This window comes from Mesorhizobium sp. Arg314 (assembly GCF_053714275.1).
This window is the reverse complement of the sequence record NZ_JBSKBP010000044.1, coordinates 30,304-41,068: the sequence shown is the minus strand read 5'-3', so window position 1 is coordinate 41,068 and position 10,765 is coordinate 30,304. Positions and strand designations below refer to the sequence as shown.

The window sequence follows — 10,765 nt, the reverse complement described above, 5'->3', positions numbered from 1 at the left end:
CGTTGGTCTCGTTGGGCACGCCATGCGTCGCCCAGCGCGTGTGGCCGATGCCGATCGTGCCGTCGAGCGGCTCGTCCTTCAGCCGGCGTTCGAGGTTGACGAGCTTGCCTTCGGCGCGGCGGCGGCCGAGCTCGCCCTTCTCGATGGTGGCGACACCGGCCGAGTCATAGCCGCGATATTCAAGCCGCTTCAGGGCATCGACAATGAGTGGCGCGACCTGCGATTGCCCAACAATTCCAACGATACCACACATGTCGACAGTTATCCCCGCTTCAATACAGCATGCCGAATTACGTCACAACAACATCGAAAGCAAGACACATGTCGCATCACAGCACAATTGGCATATTGCCGCCGCTAATAGATGCGATGTTCGACACAACCGTAAACCGCAACAGTAATACCGATAGATCGTAGCTGAAACCAGATGCCACACCCGCAGAGAGCTAACTCACTAAGTCGCCATCTTGACAGCCGCGTGACGAGGACGCACTCGTTACCAATTGCGCAAAGACGGGCCCACAAGTGTTGCCCTCCAGCCACGTAGCAATGCTGTATAGCCTTGGCGCGTCGCTCCGTCGGTCTGGTCCAACCGAAGAACACCAAAACCAGACCGCGTCATTTGGCCACGGACGGAAAAAAAGCTCAAACAACTGCGGCGATAAAACATGCAGAGCCAAGGGTTTGTGAAAAAGCCAACAGCGTCCGAACCGAATGAAATTCAGCCCCAATCCGCCTCCCGTCTGGCCTAATAAGCATGATATTTAATCGATTGTACCGATCGCGACAGTCCAACTCCCCGCTTGCTTTTCTCAGACAAGCATCATATGGGTCCGCAACCTGAACACAATGCGCCGGCAGGCCCCACAACCTTACATACTCATGAAATCAAAAAGCAAACTGCAAACGCACGGCCTCTGCCGTGAGTAACGTATGTGCTGTGTGGAAGTCCACCCGGACAGTGATGAGTTATATTAGTGAGACGTGATTCACACAGTGGCGCCAATAAGTATCGTACACCTTACGGCAAGCGAAACACTGTGGAAAAATATTTCCATCAAAGTGATCTGAACGCAATATGAATCGCTTGCTCGGTGCGCAAGGTAACCCGAAAGTGCTGCTATGACTAATACGGGATTCCACGTCACAAGAGACGGAGCGTCGCAGGACTCCAAAGCCGCACCCGTCGGTGTGCGTTGGTATGCAGCCGGCGTGTTTGCTGGCAGAGAAACTATAGCAGAACAACATCTTCAAAGGCAGGGATTTACGTCGTTCGTGCCGCGCGCGGTAAAAACCGTTCATCATGCCCGGCGGACTTACACACGGACAGCAGCGTATTTCCCAGGGTATATGTTTGTTGCTTTGGACGTTACACAGCAACGCTGGCGCGCAGTGAACGGAACTATCGGTGTTCGCTCATTGATCATGCGGGGGGATAGACCCTCGCCAGTTCCTTCCGGTTTGGTCGAGCGGTTCATCGCATTGACTGGTAAGGACGGTCTGCTTGATTTCAGTGGTAGTCTCAAGCTGGGATCCTCGGTTCGAATTCTATCAGGCCCTTTCGCCGAGCTGATAGGGCGCCTTGACCGACTTGATTCTACAGGACGGGCCAGAGTGTTAGTTGCGATCATGAACGGCGAAATTCCTGTACAACTCGAATCTAGCAGTCTTGTCGCAATAGCGTGATCTAGGCGCGTTATTGCGTGATTGCGCGCCTACTTTCTTACGTTATGAAAAATTCCGGTTTCACCCGGGAGTGCGGTAGCCGTGACCTGGTGCATTTGCCGTTGGACTTTGCGCACCACTGGGGCGATTTCCGCGCCTAAGTAAAACATTTGTGTCGCTCATAGCACTGTCGGCCAAAGGCGGCACCGTTGGCGCCGACGACCGCCACAATCTGTTTTATTCTGTCCAGACGACACGATTGTCCAAAGACTTGCCGACCTAAAGATCGGCGAGTGCTCGTCAGCGGCTCTGTCCCCAACAACCTGGCGACCTCAACGGTGTCGTTATCGCCGCGTGACAGCAGACACGCCAAAATAGCCGGATAGCAACCATGAACATGAATGTTCGCGTCATCAACTTGCCAAATCAGAGACATCTCCTTTTGCAAATGCGATTTCAGCTTGCAGGCGGTCTGGCATTTGCAGTTCTGATTCCGGCACTTATCCGCAGCTCAGTTGATCCCGGAGTGATCTACTCCTCCAACATGCAAATCACGATTGTCGCGGTGATCATTGCGCACGTAACGGGATATTTGCTCTACCGCAGGATTGGGACCTTCCCGGGAGTAGCTGCAGCAGGATACATTTTGCCTACCTTCGCGTTAGCTTACGGCCTCGTGTTCCTGACCATTGTCTTTCTGCGCATCGACTATAGCCGGTTTCAGGTGGCCGCCAGCTTTGTGCAGTCGACGTCTTGGTACTTTGCGTTAAGCGTTGCGACCCGGCGACTGGATCCATACCAGTTGGCTGTTATCCCTGGCGGCAATGTCGATCGCCTCGAAAACATACCGGGCGTGTGTTGGCATTGGATTCGTTCGTCTAACGAAATCATAGAACATGCGAGTGGTGTGGTAGCAGACCTTCGGGCCGATCTTTCAAACGAATGGGAACGATATATCGCCGATCGTGCGCTTTCTGGTACGCCGGTCTATCACACAAAACAGATCAGCGAGTCGCTCACAGGCCGCGTCGAGATCGAGCATCTTTCCGAGAACACCCTCGGCTCGATCAATCCAAATCAAGCCTATTTGAAAGTCAAGCAAGCACTCGATTGGATTGCGGCGCTAGCAATATTGGTTCTCCTTGCGCCAGCGCTGCTCTTTGTCGCCGCGCTAATTAGATTGGACTCACCAGGGCCTGCGCTGTTTAGGCAGCAACGGATGGGTTATCGAGGAAAGGTGTATCAGGTCTACAAATTTAGAACGATGAGAACTAGTTCTCACGTTGCTGACGAAAAGGAACAGGCAATTACAAAGGCTGGTGACGCGCGCATCACAGGATTGGGTAGGTTTTTGAGGAAGTCTAGGATCGACGAACTGCCTCAGATGATCAATATCCTGCGCGGAGAAATGAGCTGGATAGGACCTCGGCCAGAGGCCCTCGTTCTCTCCCGCTGGTACGAGGCCGAATTGCCGTTCTATAGGTATCGGCACATTGTACGGCCGGGCATCACGGGGTGGGCGCAGGTTAACCAAGGGCATGTTGCGGCAGTTGGGGAGGTATTAGAGAAACTTCACTACGATTTTTACTATATCAAGAACTTTTCGCCGTGGTTGGACCTGCTAATTGTGTTCCGTACAGTTAGAACTGTCCTCACTGGCTTCGGCGCTCGTTAAATGAGCGAGATTACAAGCTCACGCCGAGGCTGGGCATTGAGGATGGCGTCTGCATCCATTCCGCAGGGAAATGAGCGTTTTGTTGCCGGGGCGGTCCGCCTGCTGAATATTGGTCTGCGGTTCGGCACTCTATTAACACGATTTCTGTTCGTATTTTTCCTGGCCAGGTATCTCGATCCGAAATCGGTCGGATATTACGGCCTTTTCACCGCCACGGTCATCTACGGTCTCTATTTGGTTGGCCTTGACTTCTACATCTTCGCTTCGCGCGAGATCCTGCAAGTCTCTGACGATCAGCGAGGGGCTATGCTGAAAGGCCAATTGGCGTTGTGCGGCCTTCTTTACGTGTTTGTCCTGCCTCCGGTTGTCTTGATCTTGAAGAGCGAGGGCTGGTCAGCCTCACTGCTATGGTGGTTCGTTCCAATTCTTGCACTGGAGCATTTCAACCAAGAGGTCTCGCGTCTTCTCATCGTGTTGTCGGACCAGGTCGCCGCGAGCGTAACCCTATTCGTGCGGCAGGGCAGTTGGGCAATCGCGGCCGTGGTCCTGATGATCGGATTTCCAGGAAGCCGGAATCTGGACGTGATCATGGCCCTTTGGGCGTGCGCGGGCTTGGCTACGGCAGCATTGGGTGTTTGGAGAGTCAAGCAACTTCCGATAGGCGGCTGGTCAAAGCCAGTTGATTGGCGCTGGGTTCGAAAAGGGATCTCGGTCAGCGCGGCGTTCCTGGTTTCAACTCTCGCCTTGCGTGGCATCCAGACCGCCGATCGATATTGGATGGAGGATCTTGGCGGAATAGAAGCGGTGGGTGCTTATGTGTTGTTCCTTGGCGTCGCAGGAACGCTGATGGTCTTTCTAGACGCGGGGGTGTTTTCGTTCAGCTACCCAGCATTGATCAGCCATAGCCACAAGCGCGAGTACGAGCTTGTCCGCACGACGGTTAGGCAGATGTTTTTCCAGACGTTAGCTGTTTCTATTGCCTTTGGCTGTGTCAGTTGGGTGGCGTTGCCTTACCTGCTCGGTTGGGTGGGCAAGACAGTCTATCTGGACGCGCTTGATTTGTATCCATGGGTTGCAGTTGCAGCGATCGTCAACGCTGTGGGTATGGTGCCTCACTATGCTCTCTATGCCCGCGGGTGCGACAGGCCCATCATCTACAGTCACATCGCCGCGTTGCCGGTATTTATCGGATCCACTTGGTGGCTCGGCAAAACCCACGCCGAACTGGCCGTTCCCATTGGAATGACGATCTCGTTCACACTGATCCTCACCTGGAAAGCGATCGCCTACAGGCAGCTCGACAAGAAACAGATCACGCTAAAATCAACGGTTTAGCTATGCTCAAATACGGTCCTCACCTATGATTCGCTATGGTCAACAAGATATAACGCAGGCTGATATCGATGCAGTTGTGGGTGTTCTGAAGTCCGTCAATCTCACTCAAGGTCCCAACATCCCGAAGTTTGAGCAGAGTGTGTTGGCGCATACGGGTGCCAGTCATGCGGTGGCCGTCAACAGCGCCACCTCGGCACTTCACATTGCGTGTTTGGCGCTGGGCTTGGGGCCCGGCGACTTCCTTTGGACCACGCCGAACACGTTTGTGGCCTCGGCTAATTGTGCGCTCTATTGCGGAGCCCAAGTGAGCTTCGTGGATGTTGACCCGCGTACTTATAATCTTTGTCCAAGGGCTCTGCAGGAAAAGCTTATCGAAGCCGAAAAGGCCGGGCGGCTGCCCAAGATCGTGGTGCCAGTGCACCACACTGGGCAGCCATGCGATATGGAAGCCATTCACGACCTGAGTAAAAAATACGGCTTCAAGATCATCGAAGATGCCTCGCACGCTATCGGCGCTCGCTACAAGGGGGAGCCGGTCGGAAATGGGCGATACAGCGACATTACGGTGTTCAGTTTTCATCCCGTAAAGATCATCACAACCGCTGAAGGAGGCATGGCGTTAACTAACGACGATGAGCTGGCAACGCGTTTGGGGCTGTTGCGAAGCCACGGCATCACACGAGAGCCTTCGCTCATGACGCAGCCAATGGACGGCCCCTGGTATTATCAACAGGTGGCTCTTGGCTACAACTACCGTATGACGGACATGCAGGCTGCGCTTGGCGTGAGCCAAGTTGCTCGCCTGACCCACTATGTGAAGCGGCGACATGAGATCGCCGACCGTTACAACACGCTCCTGGCCGATCTGCCGCTCACGCTGCCATGGCAGCACCCTGACAGCTATTCCGCGTATCATTTGTACGTGATCCGCCTGCAGCTGGAGAACATAGGTGCGTCGCATCTAGAGGTTTTCGAGGCACTGCGCGCCAAGGATATCATGGTCAATCTGCATTACATCCCGGTGCATACCCAACCCTATTACCAGGTGATGGGCTTCCGGAACGGCGACTACCCAGAGGCTGAGCGCTATTACCGCGAGGTTATCAGTATCCCCATGCACCCAGCGTTGACCGGCGCGGACCAGGGGGTCGTGGTTAAGGTGCTACGCGAGGCCATGGGGCTATGAGGCTCGCCGTGATTCCGGCGCGGGGGGGGTCGAAGCGTATCCCGCGGAAGAACATCCGCACCTTTGGGGGGCTGCCGATAATCGCGTGGTCGATTCGCGCGGCCTTACGCAGCGCCTGTTTCGACCGTATCATCGTCAGCACGGACGATGCTGAGATCGCTAAAGTGGCTAAAGAATACGGCGCCGAAGCGCCTTTCCTGCGCCCGGGCGAACTTTCTGACGATCACACTGGAACCGTTCCCGTCGTGGCGCATGCCATCCGATGGTTCGCGACGGAGGGGGCTGCTGCCAGAGAGGTCTGTTGCCTCTACGCCACCGCGCCATTTGTACGGGCGAGCGATCTGCGACAAGGTTTGGACATGCTTCGGTCGACGGAAGCCGACTTCGCCTTCTCGGTGACGAGTTACGCCTTTCCGATTCAAAGGGCGTTGCGGATCACGGCAGGCCAGCGCGTGGCGATGTTCGAGCCGGAGCACCTTGGAAGCCGCTCACAAGACCTTGAGGAGGCCTGGCACGATGCGGGTCAATTCTATTGGGGCCGCTCCGAGGCTTGGCTCAACAACAAGCCTGTGTTCGGGCAAGGTAGCGTCCCGGTGTTGTTGCCACGTCATCGTGTGCAAGACATCGACACACCCGAGGACTGGGAGCGGGCGGAATGCATGTTTCGGATCCTGAGCCCGGAACCAGGATCGGAATGACCCCAGATGCTCTGCGGTAATTAAAACCCGTGCAGATCGCTTTTCGAACTGATGCCTCGATCGACATTGGCACCGGCCATGTCATGCGTTGTCTCACGCTGGCTGACGCGCTGCGGGAGCGCGGGGCAGAATGCCTATTTATCTGCCGCCTACACACTGGCCATCTTATGGATTTGATAGCAGAGCGTGGCCACAGGACCGTTGCGCTGCCGAGGCCTCCTGCGGACGTAACGCTGACGCATGGGGGGCCACCCCATGCCTACTGGCTGGGGACGGACTGGGCAACAGATGCCCAAGAGACGCACCAAGCCATTGGGGCCGTGGACTGTCTGGTCGTCGATCACTACGGGCTCGACCGCCGCTGGGAGGAAGCGCTTCGTTCTGCCTGTCAATGCCTGATGGTGATCGATGACTTGGCTGACCGCCCCCACGATTGCGATCTGCTGCTCGACCAAAGCCTTGGCCGCACGAAGGGGGACTACGACGGCCTCCTGGGAGCTGGCGCCATCCCATTGCTCGGGCCGAAATACGCGCTACTGCGGCCTGAGTTTGCCGAGCTGCGCGCAGAGAGCCTTGCTCGCCGGGTTCAACCTAAGCTCGAGCACCTACTCATAACCATGGGCGGCGTGGACAAGGAAAATCTCACGGGCCTTGTGTTGAACGCGCTCGATGAGGGCACCTTGCCCCCGACTTTGCGGATCACAGTTGTCATGGGGCCGAATGCGCCGTGGAAGGACCAGGTGCGTATCCGCGCTAGTTCAATGCGCCGCCCGACGCAGGTTCTGGTTGGCGTGAGCGACATGGCCCGCTTGATGGCCGAAAGCGACCTTGCTATCGGCGCCGCCGGAAGTACTTCCTGGGAACGCTGCTGCATGGGCCTGCCCAGCTTTGTGTTTGCGCTGGCGGACAACCAACATGCCGTGGCCGCGGCGCTGCAGGCCTCAGGCGCCGTCGCGGCCCTCCGGAATCCCTCGCAACTTGTAACGCAATTGGAGGAACTCCTGGTGTCAGGGACGGTCGGTCAGTTTCTCTTTGACTTAAGCAACGCCGCCGCAAGGGTCACTGACGGAGAAGGCGTTACCCGGATCGCCAATCGGATGGTCAATGAATATGTCTGAGCCGTTCAGCGTTCGGGCAATGATCGCCGAGGATCTGCCAATGGTGCTGGCGTGGCGAAATCATTGGGACGTGCGTCGTTTCATGTTCACCCAACACGAAATCGGCCTGGACGAGCACCGCAATTGGTTCGCCCGATCGAGCAGAGAGGAAACACGCCGATTGCTTGTGGTTCTGGATGGAGAAGTCCCGATAGGCTTCGTTCAGTTCGACAATGTCGCTGACGCCGGGGCATCGAACTGGGGATTTTATGCTGACCCTCAGGCAACGAAAGGAACCGGGAAAATGCTCGGCTTCGCGGCGTTGAATTATGCCTTTGACGAATTGAAGCTGCACAAGGTTTGCGGGCAGGCCGTTGATTTCAACACGGCCTCCATCGCGCTGCACGAACGTTTGGGCTTTAGTCAGGAGGGGATATTGCGGGAGCAACAACGTATCGATGGGGTTTATCGCTCCCTCGTCTGCTTTGGGTTGCTGAAAAGCGAGTGCAATAATCGAATGAAACCTGTTGGAGAACCCAGTTGAGCTCTATCCAGATCGCAGGACGTCGGATCGGGCCGGATCAGCCCCCTTATGTGATTGCTGAACTGTCTGCCAACCACAACGGCAGCATTGAAACGGCGCTGCACCTTGTGGAGGAGGCCAAGAAGGCCGGGGCAGATGCCGTCAAGCTGCAGACCTATAAGCCCGATACGATCACGCTTGATTGCAAGGGGGAGGAGTTCCGCATCGACGGCGGCTTGTGGGACGGGCGCACACTCTATGATCTCTATGAAGAAGCGCATATGCCGTGGGACTGGCACAAGCTCCTCTTCGACCGTGGCCGCGAGCTCGGCGTTACGATCTTCAGCTCGCCTTTCGACAACACGGCGATTGATCTCCTGGAAGACTTGAATGCGCCGGCTTATAAGATCGCCTCCTTCGAAGCTGTTGATTGGGCGTTAATTAAATACGCAGCCAGCACCGGCAAACCGATGATCATCTCGACCGGGATGGCGAATGCAGAGGAAATCCACGAAGCGATAGAGGCAGCGCGTGAGGGCGGCTGCAGCGAATTAGCAATTCTGCACTGCGTCAGCGGCTATCCTGCACCGGCCGATGACTATAATCTGCAGACCATACCCGACATGATTAAGCGGTACGGACTGGTCACCGGCCTTTCTGATCATACGCTGGACAATACCACCGCCATTGCCAGTGTGGCTTTGGGGGCTTCGATCATCGAAAAGCACTTCACCCTTAACCGCGGCGGCGGCGGTCCAGACGATAGCTTCTCACTGGAGCCTGCCGAACTGGCGGCATTGTGTGCCGGCACGAAAACGGCTTGGAAGGCGCTCGGCAAGGTCGATTATGGACGCAAATCGAGCGAGCAGGGGAACGTGAAGTTCCGCCGGTCGCTCTATTTTGTACGGGACCTGAAGGCAGGTGATGTCATCACTCGAGACAGCATACGCAGTGTGCGACCAGGCTTTGGCCTTGCGCCTAAAAATCTCGAAGCTGTACTGGGCCGTCAGGTGATTCAGGACATTCATTCCCCGGCAGCAGTGCGCGCTGAGCTGATTGGTAGCTGGCAGGCAAAATGAACATTCTGCTTCTCTCGAACAGCGCGCCGAACTACTTTCATTTTTTCAACGCGCTCGCGGCACGCTTCAGCAACGACGGAGCCACCGTGGCGGTCGCGGTAGACAGCGCGTTTTCTCGCGAGGAGAACGGCTTGGATTCCCGCGGTTTCGCCGCGATTTATGATTTCTCATCCTTTTTTGCGAACCACAATGTCGATTTCGACATCCTAGCCCGCTATGCCAGATATGATTTGAATTCTGCCCTACTATCTGACTTCGAGCGTGCGCAGGCCTATGGGATCTGGGGCAAAGGGGCCGACCTCGACTTTTTCGATCGGCTAAAAAGCGCGTTGCTAACGTTTTTCGAGACGATATTCGAAAAGCAAGGGACGGAACTCGTTCTATACGAGAATGTCTCCAATACATTTGCACATTTCGCGCTGTTCGTGGCCCGGGAACGGCGAGCCCTTTATATTGGTCTAGGGGCATCTCGGCTGCCAGGCCGGTTTTCAGTTTCTGGGGATCCCTTGGCTGATGACTCTGTTGAGAGAAATTTTGCTGCGATCCGAGGTGGCTACAAGACGGTGGAACCGGATGTTCACCGCTGGGTGAAACACTACATCGCCAACATCGAGACGATCGTTCCCGATTACATGAAAATCAATGGCCTGGAACGTATCGCCTTGATCAAGCGGTACTTTAGGCGCGACCGTCTTGCCAGGATCAAGGCGCTGCTGCGCCACGTGTCTGACAGTCGGACCGATTCGTTCCAGATCGGTAATCCCCTGCGCACACATGCGAGCCTCTTTCTGCGCAATGTCCGCCGACGTCTCAAAGCGAGCACCGTTCGCGGCATGTATCAAAAGGCCGTAGCGGGAGAACGATTTCTTCTATACCCGATGCACTTCCATCCCGAAGCCTCTACGTCGATCCTCGCGGGAGCCTACCTCGACGAATATGAGGTGATCCGTAACATTGCCTTCAGTCTGCCTGAGGGCACCCGCTTGTATGTCAAGGATCATATTAGTGCATGGGCATATCCCACGCTCGACTTCTACAGGCGTATTCGGTCTCTACCGAATGTAAGGTTGCTAGGGCCGCAAGAGCCGACAAAGGAGCTGATCAAATCGTCTGCAGGCGTTATCACCCTCACCAGCACTGTTGGCTACGAGGCGCTTCTGCTCAAAAAGCGAGTTTTTCTGTATGGCCGTGTGTTTTATGAATTCCACAAGGGCGTCGTCCCGATAGTAAACCCTGCGAACCTCCGTCGTATAATCTCGGACGGCCTAGCCTCACCGTTAGGTTGGGACGATCAGTACAATCATGATTTCGTCTGTGCCTACTGGCTGTCGACGTTGCCGGGAACACTTAATCTTATGCTGGACCGTGTGCCAGCCGCTCAAGCTGCTGAGCATATCTACCGAGAATTGCTAAAGGCCGGGCTATTGCGCGGTTTGCCAGCGATAAAGAGCGCAGCTTAAAGCGCAACTTTCAAAGTCTACAGCTTACATCTGAAGGCGGCGGTTTG

The 10,765-nt window shown here is 55.7% G+C and carries 9 protein-coding genes and 1 pseudogene; 9 read left to right on the top strand and 1 reads right to left on the bottom strand.

From position 1 onward, the window contains the following. Nucleotides 1-253, bottom strand: a pseudogene (locus ACWGS9_RS29070) (glutamine--fructose-6-phosphate transaminase (isomerizing)); the annotation flags it as partial. 869 nt (nucleotides 254-1,122) lie between these two features. Between ACWGS9_RS29070 and nusG the strand changes: the two are divergent. The 9 genes from nusG to ACWGS9_RS29025 all read left to right on the top strand — a co-directional run bounded on the left by nusG (nucleotide 1,123) and on the right by ACWGS9_RS29025 (nucleotide 10,718). Continuing rightward, nucleotides 1,123-1,686, top strand: coding sequence for a transcription termination/antitermination protein NusG (gene nusG / locus ACWGS9_RS29065; RefSeq protein WP_454508470.1), 564 nt, complete (start codon nucleotides 1,123-1,125; stop codon nucleotides 1,684-1,686). A 370-nt stretch (nucleotides 1,687-2,056) separates the two neighbouring features. Beyond that, nucleotides 2,057-3,340 carry a sugar transferase gene (locus ACWGS9_RS29060; RefSeq protein WP_454508469.1) on the top strand — a complete coding sequence of 428 codons (1,284 nt, stop codon included), beginning with the start codon at nucleotides 2,057-2,059 and terminating at the stop codon, nucleotides 3,338-3,340. Next, the gene (locus ACWGS9_RS29055) at nucleotides 3,341-4,675 is read left to right on the top strand and encodes a lipopolysaccharide biosynthesis protein (protein WP_454508468.1); all 1,335 of its coding nucleotides are present in this window, start codon (nucleotides 3,341-3,343) and stop codon (nucleotides 4,673-4,675) included. Nucleotides 4,676-4,700: 25 nt separating this feature from the next. Further along, complete coding sequence (gene pseC, locus ACWGS9_RS29050; RefSeq protein WP_454508467.1) at nucleotides 4,701-5,861, top strand: UDP-4-amino-4,6-dideoxy-N-acetyl-beta-L-altrosamine transaminase; 1,161 nt, start codon at nucleotides 4,701-4,703, stop codon at nucleotides 5,859-5,861. After that, complete coding sequence (gene pseF / locus ACWGS9_RS29045; protein WP_454508466.1) at nucleotides 5,858-6,559, top strand: pseudaminic acid cytidylyltransferase; 702 nt, start codon at nucleotides 5,858-5,860, stop codon at nucleotides 6,557-6,559. The genes pseC and pseF overlap by 4 nt, the downstream gene beginning before the upstream one ends. Before the next feature lie 29 nt (nucleotides 6,560-6,588). Continuing rightward, nucleotides 6,589-7,677 (top strand): UDP-2,4-diacetamido-2,4,6-trideoxy-beta-L-altropyranose hydrolase, encoded by a 1,089-nt coding sequence (gene pseG, locus ACWGS9_RS29040; RefSeq protein WP_454508465.1) that lies wholly within the window; start codon nucleotides 6,589-6,591, stop codon nucleotides 7,675-7,677. Further along, a complete protein-coding gene (gene pseH, locus ACWGS9_RS29035; protein ID WP_454508464.1) occupies nucleotides 7,664-8,200 on the top strand; it encodes a UDP-4-amino-4,6-dideoxy-N-acetyl-beta-L-altrosamine N-acetyltransferase in 537 nt (178 codons plus the stop codon). The genes pseG and pseH overlap by 14 nt, the downstream gene beginning before the upstream one ends. Next, complete coding sequence (gene pseI / locus ACWGS9_RS29030) at nucleotides 8,197-9,258, top strand: pseudaminic acid synthase (RefSeq protein ID WP_454508463.1); 1,062 nt, start codon at nucleotides 8,197-8,199, stop codon at nucleotides 9,256-9,258. Before pseH ends, pseI begins: the two co-directional genes overlap by 4 nt. Next, nucleotides 9,255-10,718, top strand: coding sequence for a capsular polysaccharide export protein, LipB/KpsS family (locus ACWGS9_RS29025; protein WP_454508462.1), 1,464 nt, complete (start codon nucleotides 9,255-9,257; stop codon nucleotides 10,716-10,718). The genes pseI and ACWGS9_RS29025 overlap by 4 nt, the downstream gene beginning before the upstream one ends. The last annotated feature ends 47 nt before the right edge of the window (nucleotides 10,719-10,765 follow it).

Coding starts and splice junctions, on each gene's coding strand:
- nusG (WP_454508470.1), top strand. CDS start 1,123: ATGACTAATACGGGATTCCACGTCACAAGAGACGGAGCGTCGCAGGAC.
- ACWGS9_RS29060 (WP_454508469.1), top strand. CDS start 2,057: ATGAACATGAATGTTCGCGTCATCAACTTGCCAAATCAGAGACATCTC.
- ACWGS9_RS29055 (WP_454508468.1), top strand. CDS start 3,341: ATGAGCGAGATTACAAGCTCACGCCGAGGCTGGGCATTGAGGATGGCG.
- pseC (WP_454508467.1), top strand. CDS start 4,701: ATGATTCGCTATGGTCAACAAGATATAACGCAGGCTGATATCGATGCA.
- pseF (WP_454508466.1), top strand. CDS start 5,858: ATGAGGCTCGCCGTGATTCCGGCGCGGGGGGGGTCGAAGCGTATCCCG.
- pseH (WP_454508464.1), top strand. CDS start 7,664: ATGAATATGTCTGAGCCGTTCAGCGTTCGGGCAATGATCGCCGAGGAT.
- ACWGS9_RS29025 (WP_454508462.1), top strand. CDS start 9,255: ATGAACATTCTGCTTCTCTCGAACAGCGCGCCGAACTACTTTCATTTT.